Below are 15,668 nucleotides of genomic sequence, written 5' to 3'. Positions count from 1 at the left end.
CTCCTTCTCACAGTTTGATCGCGCCCTCCGTCAACCCTTTGAAATAGAGCCGCTGGAAGAGGGCAAAGATAATGATACCAGGAGTGACAGCAATCACATACACTGCCGCAATGCGCGGGTACGCCCACTGCCCCATGCCGGAGTGCGCCGATGCCAGCACCACCGGCAGCGTGCGCGTCGCCTGATCGTTCGTCAGGGTCACTGCCAGCAAATACTCACCCCACACCCCGACAAAGTTGACCATCGACACGACCACGATACCATTGAGCAGGAGCGGCAAGAGCACCAGAAACAGCGTGCGCCACGGTCCACAGCCATCGATGCGGCTGGCTTCGACCAGTTCGTGCGGCAACTGCTCGAAGATTCCGCGCATGATCAGAATACTGACTGCCAGGTTCAGCGTGACGTAGGGAAAGATCAGCCCGACGACCGTATTGAGCAATCCAAGTTGCCGCTGAATCTCATAGATTGAGATCAGTGAGAGCAGGCGCGTCGGAAAGAACAGCGACGCGATCAACAGCCAGATCAACAGCATCCGCCCGGGCAATCGGACGTGCACCAGCGCATAGCCGCCGAGAATCGCGCAGAACGTCGTGATGGCAACCGTCGCCAGCGTCACGAAAATGCTGTTGAACATATTCTGTGGCAGCGTTTGAATCCGGGTGAGCACAAATCCGTAATGGCTGAAATCGAACTGGCGGGGCCAGAAGTTCGTCGTATACGACTCCGGCAGCGACTTGACCGACATGAGCAGCACCCAGATCAGCGGCAACAGAATGATTACCACACCCAGATTGATCACCGCATGTTTGGCGATGAGTCCGGCGTGGAAACGGCGCTGATGATAGCGCTGGATCGTCACAGCCACGGCAATGCCTCCCTCTAGTCGCGCGACCGGAACACGTAGAGCATCCCAACCACAAACACCATCATCACCACCGCTCCGAGCCAACCGATTGCTGCGGCGTACCCTTGCAACCAGTCGCCAATGCGGAACGCCAGATCGTACATGTACACCGTCCACGTATACGTCGGCGAGGTGCGCTGAAACCCGCCAAAGATCAGATATTCGTCGATCACCGACATCGCTGTTCCAAAGCGCAGCACAACCAGGATTGAGAGAATGGGCAAGAGCCGCGGCACGATGACGCGCCAGAACAGCTGCCATTCATTGGCGCCATCGATGCGCGCCTGTTCGGAAAGGTCTTTGGGCACTGCCGCAAGACCGGCAAGAAAGAACATGGTATGATACCCAAGCCCCCACCAGACTTCCATAATGATCACTGCCGGCAGCGACAGCGGCGTGCCTCCCAACCATTGTGGCGCCGTCTGGCGGGTGAAGATGCCCAGCCACTCGACCAGAATGGTATTGACCGGACCGATCTGAAAGTCGAAGAGCCACTTCCAGAGCACAAACACCAGCGGACCGGGGATGACCGCAGGGATGAGCAACACGATACGGTAGAACGACGAGAGCCAGGGGTTCGTCACACGGTCGATCAGCACCGCAAGGACCAGCGGGATCAGAATGGTAAGCGGCACAAATACAACTGTAAACACAAATGCGCGCAACATACCGACGTGAAACAACGGATCGTTGAGCGCATTGATATAGTTGTGCAACCCGACGAAATTGGGCGGATTGCGCTCGAGGTATTTGTAATCGGTGAAACTCAGAACAAAAACGCGAATAATCGGGTAAATCTGCCACCCGACAAAGAAGACTGTCGCCGGAATAAGAAAGAGGAGATTGGAGTAGTCACTCACACGATAGGTCGAACGCCACGCGCGCGCCGCACTCGCCACTCTGGAAGCAACCGTCGCCATACGCGCCTCTCTATACACCCATGTCGTTCTGCTGCGCCTGCTTCGTCCCGCTGCGCCCTGGCGCGCGTTCGTGCTATTCCTCACACCAGGGCGCCAGGGCGCGAAGGATGCAAGATATTTCTCTGGGACTCTGTACCTGTGCGCCTTTGGGTGCGTTGGGTTCCTCTTTCAGCATCCCGCTGCGCCCTGGCGCGCGTTTGTGCAGTACCACACGCCAGGGCGCGCCGTTGAGCAAGAGTGCATCTTATGCACTCCTGTCGCCCTACCCGGCTTTGGCGATCTCCGCCGCCACTGCATCCTTCGCCTTCTGCAACGCAGCGCGCGGATCCGACTCCTTGCCGGTGAGGTATTCCTCCCAGTACGGCTTGCCGATAACGAACTGCGTCAGACCGAAGGGGTGATTGTTGATGGCGCGCGCGCGCTCGAACTGCTCGCGCACCAGCGCGACAAACGGCTGCATCCACTCAGGTTTGTTCGCTTCCCACTCCGCATAGATCGACTTGTAGGGCGGCAATTGACCCGGATGGGCAGTCGGCGATCCGGCAATGGAGTCCTTCCAGATCTGCTGATTGTAGGTCAGCGCGCGCATATACTCGACTGCCTTCTCCTTGTTCTTCCCATACTTGAACAGACATGCGCCCGTCGTCCAGAAGACGGTGCCGCCCTGGCTGTTGGCAAAGCGCGGCAACCCCGCCATCTGCAATTTGTCGGAGAAGCCGCCGGTCTGCGCAAAGCGGAGCGGCGCATTGAAATACTTGGTGTAGTAGGCGACCTGCTGTGCCGCGAATGCGCCCTCATCCGGCGTATTGTTCACACCGCCATCGGTCGTGCCTTCGTTCAGAATATCCGGGTTCGCCAGGTCCTTGATCTTCTTCATAAGAATGAGCGCTTCGACGGCCGGCTCGCTGGTAAAGTCGAAAAGACCTTCAGAAGTGTAGACATCCGTGCTCATGCTGTGAGTGAACGGCGCCAGCGAGCGCCACCCGCGCGCGTCGTAGGTCGCACCATACGGCGCCGCGCCAGAGTCGACCACCTGCTTCGCATTTGCCAGGTATTCGTCCCAGGTTGTCGGAACCGTCGTAATACCCGCCTTATCGGTCAGGTTGCTGTTCCACGCCATGCCGATCACGTCGAGCAGAAAGGGCCAACTGTAGAGTTTGCCGTTCACGGTGCACTCTTCGCGGATCGGCGGGAGAAAGTCGTCGAGCACATCCTTGGGAATATAGTCGTCCCACGGCTCGATGACATCCGCCTTGATCAACTGACTCATCTCGACGAACGGCGTCATGCCGACGTACACGTCCCAGGTGCTTTCCTGGTTCTTCGCTTCCGCCACGAACCGTTCGATGCCAAACCCCTGCACCGGCGCAATCTGAAAGTTTAATCCCTCGAATGTACTGTTAACCTGCGGAATGGATGGATGCAGATCGACGATCCACTGGTAGAACGTCGGCGTCAGCGGACGTGACGTCGTTTGCGCTGGCGCGCTCCCTGGCGGGGTGGACGGCGCTGTGCCGCCACAGGCGGCGAGCAGTGCGCCGGCAGCAGCGGTCGCCGTTCCGGTGGCCAGCAACCGGAGCATCTGGCGACGGGTCAGGGATGGTCGGGTTCCATTCGTGTCGGTCTGATTGGGAGTCTTCACTGAACGCCTCCTTCAATATCGTGTGTTCATCGAGCCGGCACACCGATACGTGATACCGGTGCGGGAGTTACGACAGCCGAACGCGGGTGTGCAGCAATCCCAGTTCCTGATCAAGCACCATCGCCGTGATGCCAAGCAGAACGGCATCACTCCGTTCTGGAATCAGTTCCACCTTCGTCATCGCCGCCAGGGGCGCCAGGGCATGACGCGCCAGCGACACCTTGACCGCTTCGAGGAATGGCAACCCAAGCACAGCGACGGCGCCGGTCACCACGATGCGCTCGACGTTGAGCAATCCGACGATATGCGCGATGGCGATCCCCAGGTAATACCCTGCTTCCTCGACAACCGACGCGACACCCGGGTCTCCCGCTTCGAGCGCCCGGTGAACGATATCGAGATCGACCGCAGCCGCCGAAGGCGCCAACGCGCGCAGGCGCGATGACGGGTCGCTGAACCATTTCCGCGCGGCGCGCACAATGGCCGGGACGCTGGCGACGGTTTCCAGACAGCCGACATTGCCGCAATTGCAGCGGATGCCATTGTCGGCAACGACGACATGACCGATTTCGCCGGCGCCGAATCCATCACCCGGAAACAATGCTCCGTTGAGAACCATGCCGGCGCCGATACCGACGCCGATGCTGATCACAACCAGGTTGCCGCTCGCGGCGCCGTCGCCGAACATGTACTCAGCCAGCGCCGCCAGATGTGCGGCATTGTCGAGATAGACCGGCAACCGGTACTGATCCTGGAGCCACTGACGGAGCGGAACATCGACGAGACCAAAATTAACGGCGCGTCGCACAATGCCATGCACCGGATCGACAATCCCCGGCATACTCAGCCCAATGCCGAGAATATGAGTGGTGACGTCGGCGCGCAACTCCTCGATCAGTCGAGTCAGGTAGCCGGGCAACTCTTCCGGTCGATAACCGTACAGCGACAGACTGACCCGCCGCTGAATGCTGCCGCGCATATCGACCAGCGCTCCAACGATCTGCGTATCCTCGAAACTCAATGCCAGCACACTGTGCGCTTCGTGCGCAACACGCAACAGGATCGGCAGGCGCCCGCCCGACGATTGACCTGCACCGGTTTCTTCAATCAGCCCCTGCTCGATCAATTCACCGACTACGGTCGAGACCGTTGTGCGAGTCAATCCGGTTTTCCGCGCAATATCGGCGCGACTGATCGCTTCATCCTCATAGATGATGCGCAGGACCAGGCGGCTGTTATGATTTTTGGTGTGCTGACGTGTGGCTTTTGCCGGCAAGCCTTTCATGATTGCGCCGAATCAACCAGCGCCGTCGCCTGGATGCGCCATATACGGCATCAGTCCGGTTTCGCTCGACAGCAGCGCCAGAATTGGGTTACAATAGTGACGGAGAATTGTGTTAGTCCATTGAACTGACAAAGTAACTGTATCACACGCCGGGGTGTTTGTCAATACTTCATTAAGCAGGGAGGTCGGTCATGCAGACGTCGGTCTTCGTGTTCGCGTATGACCTGGCAGACGAAGGGTACGGACATGTTCTCGACACGGTGCGCGACCGCGCTGGCGCCAACGCCGTGAACCTGGCATGCAGTTACCACCATGCCCGCGATGTTTTCCCACACAATCCGAGCCGAAAGGTGCGCTTCCTGGAAGGCGGGGCTTGCTTCTTTCGCCCGAATCCGGCGCGCTATGCCGATCTCCGCATACAGCCGATCCTCAGCCGCCTGACCGATGACCACGATCCCCTGGATCGCTGCATCGCCGAAGCCGAACGGCGGGGTATGGCCGTGCGCGCATGGACGACCAACCTGCACAATACCGGTCTTGGTTCACGCTACCCCAATTGCACGTTGCAGAATGCGTTTGGCGATCCGTACATCACTTGCCTCTGCCCGGCAAACCCCGATGTGCGCGCCTATCTGTGCGCTCTCAGCGCCGACATTGCCGGTCGCGGCGTGCAGGCTCTTCTTCTCGAGTCCATCGGCTACCATTCCTTCGATCACGGCTATCATCACGAGCGCAGTTTTGTGCCGTTGGCGCCCGCCATCCGCTTTCTCCTCGGTCTCTGCTTCTGCCCGCATTGCACCGCGCGCCTGAACGCCAGCGGCGTCGATGTGGCGCATGTGCGTCGGTTTGTGCAGACCGAAGTGGGGAAGGTGTTTGACGGCGAGCCGGGCAACGTCGAGGATATTCCTGTTGAGCGCCAGGCGCTGGCAACGCTGGCAGACGGCGAACTCGGCGCCATGCTCGATGCGCGCCGCGCCATTGTGACGTCGCTCGTCGCCGAGATCACCGATGCCGTCAGTGCTGCTGGTTCGACGCAAGTTATCGCCATGGATATGTCGGGCGCCGCGCTTGGGTACGCGACCGGTATGCCCACCGGCGCCCAGGCGCCGATGCGCGCCTGGGAGGACGGGCTTGACCTCCCGGCAGTCGCAGCCGTGTGCCACGGGATAGCAGTGCTCGCCTACGCCCGTGACGTTGAGCGTGTGCGCGCCGACCTCGACGCTTATGCACATCTGCTGCCCGCAGGCGTCAGCCTTACGGTCGGGGTGCGTCCAATGCCGCCGGATTGCCACAGCGCCGCCGAAATGACCGCGAAGGTGACGCTCCTGCGCGAACGCGGCATTGACAGCATGGATGTGTACCATTACGGATTGATGCGACTGAAGCACCTCGATTGGGTGGGGGAAGCGGTGCGGAACACGGCGGGTTGAACACATCATCGTAGAGCGGTAGGGGAGTCCCCCTGCGGGCGCCCATTGCGCCGTCTCCCCGTGCGCGCCTGCGGCGGGCAGGCACGGGCGCCTGCGGCGGGCAGGCACGGGCGCCTGCCCCACCCATGGCGAGGGTGGTGCGCCCGTGGGCGCCCAACAATAGTTCCGTCTATTTTTCTGTCCAGCGCACCTCGTGCGAATAGAACACGTTGCGGTCCGTAATCCACGCCGTCTGGACAGTAAACCTCGCCGACTGTCCCGGTTCCAGGTTGCGCTTGGTCACAAAGGCGGTTCCACGATCCGCAAGCGTCTCAGTATCGCCCACCTGACTGCGAATGGAAATCTCGACTGCCACATCATATGCGGTTTTTGCGCCGATATTCATCACAGTGCCAGCCCAATATTTCTTCCCATCCCTGCCGACTGTCTGCGTAATCTTGCTCACGATCACCGGCAACGCCTGTGGATGCGATTGAAGCCGCGCTTCGTCTTCGGGCGCGATGCGAATCCAGTCCTTGTACACCCATCCGTCGATTATTTTGCCGCCCGTTGTTTCACCCTCGATGTGATACCATTGTCCGCCGCGATAGAGCACCCGCACCGGTGTGCCGGGTTCGGCATTGATCACTTCCCGTCCTTCATATTCATTTGGAATATCGTAAATGCGAATCTTGCGAATGATCTCGCCTTTCACCCACTCACCTGGCGCAAGCGCCCTGATCGCCGTCGGCGTCGGCGCGGTTGTGGGTTGTAGCGCGACGGCGGTCGGCGCAGCAGTCGCTGCTGCCAGTTCGGGTGTCGGAGTGACCGGTTCAGGCGTCGCCGTCACCACCACCACCCGCGTCTCAACCCGCACCACTTCGCGCGTCACTTCCTGCACCACCACGCGCGTGACCTCAACCGGCGCCTGCGCAGCCGGTTGCGCGCCGCACGCCGCGAGCATCATCGTTATCATCGTTATCGTTATCGTTGCCATCCATAACCATCGTTGACGCATAGCGTTTCCTTTCTGGGCGACAGGTAGTATGGATATTGAGCATATTGCACACACCTTTCACAAATGCGTCACAAATGACGCAGGAGGCGATTGTTCTGCTGTGCGGCTCAAGGTCGCAGCACATCCAGGCGATCATCCACGCCTGCGTCGAGGTTCAGCAACGTGCGATGCGTCCATCCGACCTGATTGCGCGGGTTGCGAATGTAGAACCAGTTTCCGTCGGGGGAGCGACCAAGCAGTTCGACGATTTCTCCCGCATGGACCTGATCGAGCACCGCCCCTCGAAGGTTGGGCGCTGCGCGCACATTCCCGCCGTTGAAGACGGTTGTTGTCAGGACCGGGCGCTCGGTTGGCGTCGGCGCTGGAGAGGCGGGGGGAATATCCGTTTGTACGGGGATCGCCGTCGGAGAGGCGGGGGGAATATCCGTTTGTACGGGGATCGCCGTCGGATTGGTGACGTTTGTGTGCGATGGAGCGCCGCTTGTTCGCGCGGCGGGCGCCGTCAGCGCCGGCGCGCCGGCGCTGACGAATGCGAACAGCACACACGATGCGTTCGCCACAGCGAATGTCGCCAACACCGCAACCCGACCTCGCCAGGCATTGCGCCGGTGCGCCGGGTTCGCGCGTAACGCATCGGCTTCTTTGATCTTGCGCGCCAGGATGTCGCCGTCCCATAATTCAATCGGCTGATTACAAGCCTCTTCGTACCCTTGCCGTGTAAAAGAACTTGTGGTCACCAGCAACGCACGATCAGCGCGCTGAATATGCAAAGCGCCCGCCAGATCGCGCACCATCGAAGGCGGCACTGCTTTGGTGTGTCGTTTGCACTGGACAATATAGCGTTGTCCCTGGAACTCGCCTTCGAGATCGACCCCTCGGTCGCCGCTGCCGCCACGCAGTCGAAGATTGGTCCATCCGAGATCCTTTAGGAGCAGCAGCACCCGTTCCTCAAATTCTGAAGGCGTCAGCGCCAACAATGCTTTCTGCAGCAGAGCGCGCTGACGAAGAGCGCGGAACAGATCAATGAAGAACAGAAACAGCAGAAACAGGATTGAACACGCCAGCACGACGGCAGCGACCTGCCAGGCGAGTGCGAGTTGCGTCCATGATTGCCAGAAAAACCCGGCGCATACCGGGGCGACGAGCAGAATACTCACAGCGCTTCCGGCATCCGATGAGCGGCGAGAGCGACGACGTGACATAGGATGAAGTCCTCATGGAAGTGCAAATGCCGCGACTCGCAGCAAAGTCTATGCTGGATCAGCGTGATTCAGGATTGCAGTATGATGGCGATCTGGTATCAAATGCGCAATCAGGATGCGGTCTGCTTCTGAGCTTCCGATCAGCGCCGCCTGTTGCGCTCGCTCAGGTTTTGTGGATACCATGCTGGCTGCGAATTTGTTTCCCTGACGGCATTTCCGCTGACAGTGCATCCAGAAAGGCAGCGCCCTTATGAGTCCCGCTTGCTTATCCAGGATCGAAGCGACTGTGCGGATCGTCCTCAATTTCAATGACGTGTTCAATCGTCACGACGTTGCGGGGATGATGCAACTGATGAGCGACGATTGCGCCTTCGAGAACACGCATCCAGCCCCCGACGGCACGAACTATTCAGGCAAGGCGGCAGTTGCACAATTCTGGCGCGACTTCTTCCGCCGGTCGCCACACGCCCACATCGACATCGAAGAGATGTTCGGGGGAGGGCAGCGATGTGTTATACCAATGACGATTGACGATGCCGCCTTCGTGTCATTCCGAGCGCAGCGACTTGTCATTCCGAGCGCAGCGACTTGTCATTCCGAGCGCAGCGAGGAATCTAAGCGGGTCGCGCCAGACCCCTCGCGCTGATCGGGGCGACCATGCCGGATGGTCACCGGGAAGTGGTATGAGAGGGGAGAGGGGAGAGGCGTGAGGCGCGAGACGCGAGGCGCGAGACGCGAGGCGTGAGGCGCGAGGCGTGAGGCGAGCGAGGCGAGGGGTGATACCGATGACGATTGAAGCTGCCGCATACTGGTCATTCCGAGCGCAGCGAGGAATCTAAGCGGGTTGCGCCAGACCCCTCGCGCGGCTCGGGGCGACCATGCCGGATGGTCACCGGGAAGTGGTATTATGCGCTGGCGGCACACCTGGGTGGACGCAATCGGAAACGAGAGACACGTTCGCGGGGTTGATATTTTTCAGGTGAAGCGAGGTCTCATCACTGGAGAAGTTATCCTCTATGTCAAAGGGTGAGGCGAGAGCGACACGGGAACGGTCAGGCGCAAAAGGAACGATCCTGAAGTTCGGACATGAGTCAGGACACCTCAGAGGAGACTCAAAACCGACCCCCTTGGTTTGCAACCCCCGCTAGCGGCACGAAGGCTCCTCATGCACATGGATATCCACATTCGTCCATGGATGCAGCATCGTTTTGATGAGGCGCATCGTCCGGGGGAGGTCCGGCGCACAACGGGCAAGCAGTGGAGGCGCTTTTCGGGTGTGTTTGTTGTGTGCAAGCAACCATGGTCGCGTTCATCTCACGTCTGGCGGACGATCACCGGCGATGCGTTGGCAGCCGTCACGGCGCCGGTTCTTCCCCCCGTCCCAACTCATGTCCGAACCTGAGACGATCCTCTTGACGATCCTGGTACGATGACGCTACCATACGACACTCTGCGGACATCAGGAGGTTTCGATGAGCGCCGACCCCCAACAATTCCTCCACGTGACCATCCAGGACCTTCCGCCCTTCCGTGTCGCCTGCTTCTTCTGCAACCTGCAACTGGCGACGGGGCAGTACAGTAATCAGATTCAGCAAGGCTTCCGACAGATCAAATCTTGGGCGTTGCAGCGTGGTCTCGATCTGACACGCCAGCGGATCATCGGCATCCCGCACGTCCGGGACGGGCAGTTGACGGGTTACGATTGCTGTGTGGAACTTCCAGAGAATGGTGTGATAGACGACCATTCCTTCCAGATGAAACGGGCGCCTGGAGGTCGCTACGCTGTGCTGTTGCTGGAAAAGAACTCAGCGGTTATTGGCGAAGCCATCGGTCGCTTTTTTACGGAGTATGCCCCGGCGCACCACCTTGTCGTCGATCCTCAGCGCTTCAGTTACGAGGTCTACGATGAGACGTTCATGACGTACTTTGTTCCGATCACGTAATCGCACCGGGTTGATCCAACCCTGAAGCGCGGGGAAGCGTTCCATCGCTCCCCGCGCCATTCACCGCTCTCTCCGACGCTCACCGCACAACTACCGGCAGCGTCACCACATACAGCGCCTGGGTTGAACTCTGCGCCTGGTTGTTCGTCAGCACCGGGTCTTCGGCGCTTGCCGGCGCAACGACGGCGCCGGAGAAGGGAAGTTGTCCCACAGCCCGATTGAAAACCGTGCCGGTGACCGTGTAGGTGATCGCGCCGCCGGGCGCCAGCGTTACGACGTCGTCTACCGGCGCGGCGCCGCTCGCTGCGCCACACTGCGACCCCGCCGACGCCGCGCACACCCATCCCGTCACCACAACATGCGCCGGGGTCGTCGTGCTGACGCGCGCGCCGGCAGCAACACTTGGACCGTTGTTCTGCACCGTGATGGTATAGGTGATGGTCTGCCCCACAACTGCGTGGGATGGCGTCGTCTGCGCAATGGACAGGTCGGTGCGCGGTTGGAGCACACTCGAAATCGACGCGCTGTTATTGGCAAACGCCGGGTCTTCAACCCCAACCGGCGGCAGCACCTGCGCTGTGTTGATCAGGTTCCCGGTCGCCTGCGCCGCTACGATGCCGGTCATCGTGATCGTTGCCGATCCGCCCACGGGGAATGATGACAGGGTCACCATCAGATCGCCGCTGCCGCTTGCCTGCGCACAACCTGCGCCGGCCGCGCCGCTGCACGTCCACGTCACATTCGTGATCGTCGGCGGGAACAGGTCGAGCACCGTTGCGCCATCTGCGTCGGCAGCACCGGTGTTGGTCACGGTGATCGTGTAGGTGACCGGAAGACCGGGAACAACCGTTGCGGGCGCAACCGCCTTGCTGATCGCCAGATCGGCGGACCGCCCCAATCCGCCGCCATCGGTGAACACATTATTGTCCGGGTTGGGATCTGTCACATTCCCCGGCACGGTCACCATCGCCGAGTGCGGCGGCATCACAACGGCAGATGGCGACACCATACCGGTTGCAGTGAACGTGGCAATGCCGCCAGGTGCCAGGGTGACCGCTGCACTCATGTTTCCGCTGCCCGGCGCCGGGCAGACAGAACCGGATGTGGCGCTGCAATTCCAGATGACGTTCGTCACACTGATCGGGAACATATTGACCACATTCGCGCCGACGACGGTGCTCGGTCCGCTGTTCGCCACGGTCAGCGTATAGGTGATCGGTTGACCCGCCTGCGGAACCACCGGATTGCTGGCACGTGTGATCGACAGATCGCCGCGCACCTCAATCGGCGTCACCAGAGTCGAGACATTATCGCCAGGCGTCAGTTCATTGAGCACAGCCGGTGTGGAAACGCTGACAGTATCCGTCAGGTTACCGGTTTCCGCAGGCGGCAGATTGCCGGTCACCGTAAACGTGACACTGCTGCCCGATGGGAGATCGAGCGGCTTACTGCTCCAGTTGCCGCTGCCGCTTCCCGGAGCGCACGACGCGCCTCCCGATGGAGCGCAGGTCCAGGTGATTCCCGTCAGTTGCGTTGGGAAGACGCTGTTCAGCAAGGCGTTCGAGACCGCATTCGGACCGACATTACTGACCGTGACGGTGTAAACGACCGATGCGCCCGCAACGACTGTTCCCACACTCTGTGTGATTCGCAGATCTCCCAGATTGACGCGCGCCCGTTCGAGCACCTTGTGGGTGTCGAAGGTCTGGAGCAGAAGATAGGCAGGATTGGGCGCCTCTGCGCCAAGGCTAAAGCGGATCACCTTTGGTCCTGGAACCGCGCCATTTGGCAGGCGCAGCAGCAGCGCATCGCGCGCCGAGAAGCCGCTGTACGCATCGGTAATCGCGCCGCGCTCGCGCGCAAGGACCGCGCCAGGTTCAAATCCCTGCAATTCGATGACCGAAAACTGGTCGAGCGAAACGCCCGGCGGCAGGGTGATCAACACACTGCCACTAACCGGTATCGTTCGCTGTGTGTTGAACTCAATCCTGAACTCATCACCGCTGCGCCGCACCGTTGGCGTAATCGGCACGCCCTGCGTCATCTCGACCAGACCAAAACGGGTGCTGTTAGGCGTGCCCGCCGTGGCGTACCACATACGGTAGGTCAGGTCTTCCTTCAAAAGACGGACGACCCACACATCATCGTTGGTTCCGGGAAGATTGATCGTGTCTAAGCCGCCATAGAACGCAGGATCATTCGGATCGGGACGCACCCAGTTGACCCCATTCACCGAAGTGACATGCCCGATTCTGAAGGTGTCCGGCGTGTTGTAATCTTTTGCCTGGTACCACATGCGGTAGATCGCGCCATCTTTGATGACCGCAGTCAAGCCGACATCATTAGAATCAAAGGCGGTAAATCCGCCCGAATTGGAGAGAACCGAGCCGAGTTCGTCAGGTCCATTAACAATCGTCCAGTTAATGCCATCAGGCGACAATGCATGTCCGATGTAAAAGTTATTATCCGCCCGGAATCCCTCATACCACATGCGGAAGCAGCGCCCGTTCGCGCGACCGCTTTCACACGGCGCAGTGGCGCTTGCCTCATCAATTAACACAAACGGTCCGATAATGCGGTCATCGTCGAACAAACCCGATCCCAGGCGCCGAGTCAACACCGGCAGCCCGTCGTTTTGTCGCGTCCAGGTAATGCCATTGTTCGAGGTTGCATAGCCGAAACCTCTCCAGGTCCCACTGCTGTTGACGCCGGTGTACCACATACGGTACTCCCCGCCATCTTTGATCACGTGAAACGTGGTCGCGCCATTCTCATCGAAACTGCCCGGCTGTCCCGACCCCTCGAAGACGCTGCCGCCGGTGTGCGGACCCTGCACGCGATACCAGGAGACGCCATCCGGCGAGACAGCGTATCCAATCCGGCGATACGGCTCGCCGGAGCGCGTGCCGACGTACCACATTCGGTAACACAGCCCGGCGGTGCGACCATTTTCACATGGTGCAGTGACACTCGCTTCATCCCGGAGCACATTCGGAGGAAAAACTTGACCGGTATCGAACTGATTAAGCGAGGGCGCGCCAGAGGTGAAGACGCCACAGTTGGGATTGCCCGATGCCGGATTCCACGCAGCAAAGACGGCGCCTTGAAACGACGGATCGCATGTGCCAGGCGTCACCGTCCAGTTCTGTTCGTTCGGAACTGTCGCGTGAGCGACCGGTGTGCGTCCTGTTGGGGGAGCGAATACCAAAAGACCACCGAGGAAACCAAGAAGCCAGAGAACAGCAATATTGCGACGCATACCAGGCGACCTCTCTGAGACACATCCGCTTGAGTCGAGCAGTTGATCTGATATTAATGGCAGATTATGAACAAGAGATGACATCCGTCTCAACGCAAGACTCAGAAGGTGCAACATTGCAGGCGGGAAGGTTGTGGATGGTTGCGCTTCGGGGCGTTGTCTTGCAACGCTCCCAGCCATGGCGAACGTTGAACGTGCGAGGGCTTGCCCCACGCGATCTGTTCCGGGCGAAGCCGGGGTTGTAACGCCGATCAAGGCGGCATGCTGCGGCGAAGCCATCGCACCATTGATGTTGAGTCGCTGTCAGCGATTGACGGGCTTTGCGCCATTAATACCAATGACCGGTGACCATCCGGCATGGTCACCCCGAGCAGCGCGAGGTGTCGGGCGCGACCCGCGCAGATTCCTCGCTGCGTTTACCCTGAGCGAAGCGAAGGGCTCGGAATGACAAGAATGCGGCATCGTCAATCGTCATTGGTATCAAGAGTTATTACGAAAAGAGGCGCGCGCTCAAAGGAAGAGGGTTAAAGATTGAAGGTTGAACAAAGGTGACAGTCATCATGACGGGCACGGGCGTTGCGATCAAAGGCATTCGGCGCCTGGCGCAGCGTTCGCCTGAGAGACGCTACTCGCCGCGCGAACATGAACACCCGCACTGATAGCCCGCGGACGCGGATCGGTCTCATTGGCGCATGCGCGTTCCGTGGCAAAGATACGGCAGTGCTGTAGCAGGATCGACCCGACAGTTCGGCCCTTCGATACTCAGAGCGCAGACACGGCAGAGTGGCAGAACCTCTGCGCCTTTGCGCGCGCTTTATCGCTGGCGCTCACACTCCCTCGGCGCTCGCGCGACGCGCCAGGCATCGAGTTGCTGCACGAGCGCCTCCATCGCGCCACGATGATAGCGCTCCACCCAACGAGGATCGGTCCAGTCAATCGGACCATTGCGAATGTCGAAGAGGGTATGTTCGGCGCCTTCAGCGATATACAGCGCTGCCGAAGAGGAAAACCGCGCATTGTGCGCCGCCGCTGCTTCAGGACCGATGGCTTGCAGCTCTGGTTCGCTATCCGCCACGATGACAATGATCGGCGCGTTGATGCGCACAATGTCGTCGGCATGGAGCAGACTGGAGAGCAGCGCAACGCCGCGTGGCGCCTGCGCCTGAGCATACTCCTCAAAGCGCATTGCCAGATATTGCGTGCCAATGCTCTGTGCCACGATAAAGACCTGGCAGCGATCAATGCCCGGTTGCGCAATCGCGGCGTGATAGGCTGCCAGCGCATCATCGCTTTCGCAGCACCCGTACACACCGCCGCTCGCGCCGGTCCCACGTTTGTCGAAGCGGAACACGGCATACCCGGCACGCAACAGAATCTCCGCGAGGTAGCCGTAAGAGTCGCGTGGCACAGGACCGGAGTGATGAATGATGAACACCAGCGGATGGGGACCGGCGCCCGGCGGGAGATCGAGTTCTCCTGCCAGTTCGACATCACCGCTGACGAAGCGCACCTCGCGTCGCTCAGCGGCGATGCCGTCGAGGCGCGGCGTCGGCAGCGCATCGGTAAGGAGTGGTGTTGGTTGCGCCGCAACGTCGCCAGACCCCGGCGAACCCCGTCCGGTTCCCACACATCCCACCAGCAGAGCGCTGAAAAGCGCAATGGCGATCAAACCGGATTGGATCTGGCAGCGTGGCATCATTTGAGCTGCGGGCTAATGAAGATAAAATAGTTTGGTACTGTCGCGGCGCTGCGGGCTGAAGCCCTGGCTGAGATCGTGCAAGCCGCGCGACCTCGAAGCGATGTTGGCGCGCTACAAAGCTGCGGGCTGAAGCCCTGGCTGAGATCGTGCAAGCCGCGCGACCTCGAAGCGATGTTGGCGCGCTACAAAGCTGCGGGCTGAAGCCCTGGCTGAGATCGTGCAAGCCCCTGCGGGGCTTCAATGTCCTGAGCAAGGGCTTTAGCCCGCTACTCAAAGAACGTGCGACCTGGCGGCACAGGTTTACGATGTTGGCGCGCTACAAAGCTGCGGGCTGAAGCCCTGGCTGAGATCGTGCAAGCCCCTGCGGGGCTTCAATGTCCTGAG

The 15,668-nt window shown here is 60.1% G+C and carries 12 protein-coding genes; 4 read left to right on the top strand and 8 right to left on the bottom strand.

What is annotated here, in order from left to right; genetic code table 11:
• Positions 1 to 7: 7 nt before the first annotated feature.
• The 4 genes from RCAS_RS02475 to RCAS_RS02460 all read right to left on the bottom strand — a co-directional run bounded on the left by RCAS_RS02475 (position 8) and on the right by RCAS_RS02460 (position 4,754).
• Complete coding sequence (locus RCAS_RS02475; RefSeq protein WP_011998013.1) at positions 8 to 868, bottom strand: carbohydrate ABC transporter permease; 861 nt, start codon at positions 866 to 868, stop codon at positions 8 to 10.
• Between the two features lie 14 nt (positions 869 to 882).
• Positions 883 to 1,827 carry a carbohydrate ABC transporter permease gene (locus tag RCAS_RS02470; protein WP_011998012.1) on the bottom strand — a complete coding sequence of 315 codons (945 nt, stop codon included), beginning with the start codon at positions 1,825 to 1,827 and terminating at the stop codon, positions 883 to 885.
• Positions 1,828 to 2,089: 262 nt separating this feature from the next.
• Positions 2,090 to 3,469 carry an ABC transporter substrate-binding protein gene (locus tag RCAS_RS02465; RefSeq protein ID WP_011998011.1) on the bottom strand — a complete coding sequence of 460 codons (1,380 nt, stop codon included), beginning with the start codon at positions 3,467 to 3,469 and terminating at the stop codon, positions 2,090 to 2,092.
• Between the two features lie 67 nt (positions 3,470 to 3,536).
• Positions 3,537 to 4,754 carry an ROK family transcriptional regulator gene (locus RCAS_RS02460; protein ID WP_011998010.1) on the bottom strand — a complete coding sequence of 406 codons (1,218 nt, stop codon included), beginning with the start codon at positions 4,752 to 4,754 and terminating at the stop codon, positions 3,537 to 3,539.
• 191 nt (positions 4,755 to 4,945) lie between these two features.
• Between RCAS_RS02460 and RCAS_RS02455 the strand changes: the two genes are divergently transcribed.
• A complete protein-coding gene (locus tag RCAS_RS02455) occupies positions 4,946 to 6,184 on the top strand; it encodes a hypothetical protein (protein WP_011998009.1) in 1,239 nt (412 codons plus the stop codon).
• A 169-nt stretch (positions 6,185 to 6,353) separates the two neighbouring features.
• On the opposite strand, the gene RCAS_RS02450 is transcribed toward RCAS_RS02455, so the two are convergent.
• Together RCAS_RS02450 and RCAS_RS02445 are read right to left on the bottom strand one after the other, a co-directional pair.
• Positions 6,354 to 7,181, bottom strand: a complete 828-nt coding sequence (locus tag RCAS_RS02450; protein ID WP_011998008.1) for a COG1361 family protein — start codon at positions 7,179 to 7,181, stop codon at positions 6,354 to 6,356.
• Between the two features lie 107 nt (positions 7,182 to 7,288).
• Positions 7,289 to 8,338 carry a restriction endonuclease gene (locus tag RCAS_RS02445; protein ID WP_232280135.1) on the bottom strand — a complete coding sequence of 350 codons (1,050 nt, stop codon included), beginning with the start codon at positions 8,336 to 8,338 and terminating at the stop codon, positions 7,289 to 7,291.
• Between the two features lie 331 nt (positions 8,339 to 8,669).
• Between RCAS_RS02445 and RCAS_RS23135 the strand changes: the two genes are divergently transcribed.
• The 3 genes from RCAS_RS23135 (at position 8,670) to RCAS_RS02435 (ending at position 10,326) form a co-directional block, all read left to right on the top strand.
• Positions 8,670 to 9,029 carry a nuclear transport factor 2 family protein gene (locus tag RCAS_RS23135; RefSeq protein WP_198135987.1) on the top strand — a complete coding sequence of 120 codons (360 nt, stop codon included), beginning with the start codon at positions 8,670 to 8,672 and terminating at the stop codon, positions 9,027 to 9,029.
• Positions 9,030 to 9,554: 525 nt separating this feature from the next.
• Positions 9,555 to 9,785, top strand: coding sequence for a hypothetical protein (locus tag RCAS_RS24760; protein ID WP_157042515.1), 231 nt, complete (start codon positions 9,555 to 9,557; stop codon positions 9,783 to 9,785).
• A gap of 70 nt (positions 9,786 to 9,855) precedes the next feature.
• Positions 9,856 to 10,326 carry a GyrI-like domain-containing protein gene (locus tag RCAS_RS02435; RefSeq protein ID WP_011998006.1) on the top strand — a complete coding sequence of 157 codons (471 nt, stop codon included), beginning with the start codon at positions 9,856 to 9,858 and terminating at the stop codon, positions 10,324 to 10,326.
• A gap of 79 nt (positions 10,327 to 10,405) precedes the next feature.
• Here the strand turns inward: RCAS_RS02435 and RCAS_RS02430 are convergent, their stop codons facing one another.
• Both RCAS_RS02430 and RCAS_RS02425 read right to left on the bottom strand, forming a co-directional pair.
• A complete protein-coding gene (locus RCAS_RS02430) occupies positions 10,406 to 13,585 on the bottom strand; it encodes a DUF11 domain-containing protein (protein ID WP_011998005.1) in 3,180 nt (1,059 codons plus the stop codon).
• Between the two features lie 814 nt (positions 13,586 to 14,399).
• Positions 14,400 to 15,284, bottom strand: a complete 885-nt coding sequence (locus RCAS_RS02425) for an alpha/beta hydrolase (protein WP_011998004.1) — start codon at positions 15,282 to 15,284, stop codon at positions 14,400 to 14,402.
• Positions 15,285 to 15,668: the final 384 nt, after the last annotated feature.

It is taken from the genome of Roseiflexus castenholzii DSM 13941, assembly GCF_000017805.1.
Lineage (GTDB): Bacteria > Chloroflexota > Chloroflexia > Chloroflexales > Roseiflexaceae > Roseiflexus > Roseiflexus castenholzii.
Note: the sequence above shows the minus strand (reverse complement) of the source record. Positions and strands in the feature narration are given on the sequence as shown.

What these genes read in the sequence shown, in the direction of transcription:
- RCAS_RS02470 (WP_011998012.1), bottom strand. Translation starts at nt 1,827, where the DNA reads ATGGCGACGGTTGCTTCCAGAGTGGCGAGTGCGGCGCGCGCGTGGCGT.
- RCAS_RS02460 (WP_011998010.1), bottom strand. Translation starts at nt 4,754, where the DNA reads ATGAAAGGCTTGCCGGCAAAAGCCACACGTCAGCACACCAAAAATCAT.
- RCAS_RS02455 (WP_011998009.1), top strand. Translation starts at nt 4,946, where the DNA reads ATGCAGACGTCGGTCTTCGTGTTCGCGTATGACCTGGCAGACGAAGGG.
- RCAS_RS02450 (WP_011998008.1), bottom strand. Translation starts at nt 7,181, where the DNA reads ATGCGTCAACGATGGTTATGGATGGCAACGATAACGATAACGATGATA.
- RCAS_RS24760 (WP_157042515.1), top strand. Translation starts at nt 9,555, where the DNA reads ATGGATATCCACATTCGTCCATGGATGCAGCATCGTTTTGATGAGGCG.
- RCAS_RS02435 (WP_011998006.1), top strand. Translation starts at nt 9,856, where the DNA reads ATGAGCGCCGACCCCCAACAATTCCTCCACGTGACCATCCAGGACCTT.
- RCAS_RS02430 (WP_011998005.1), bottom strand. Translation starts at nt 13,585, where the DNA reads ATGCGTCGCAATATTGCTGTTCTCTGGCTTCTTGGTTTCCTCGGTGGT.
- RCAS_RS02425 (WP_011998004.1), bottom strand. Translation starts at nt 15,284, where the DNA reads ATGATGCCACGCTGCCAGATCCAATCCGGTTTGATCGCCATTGCGCTT.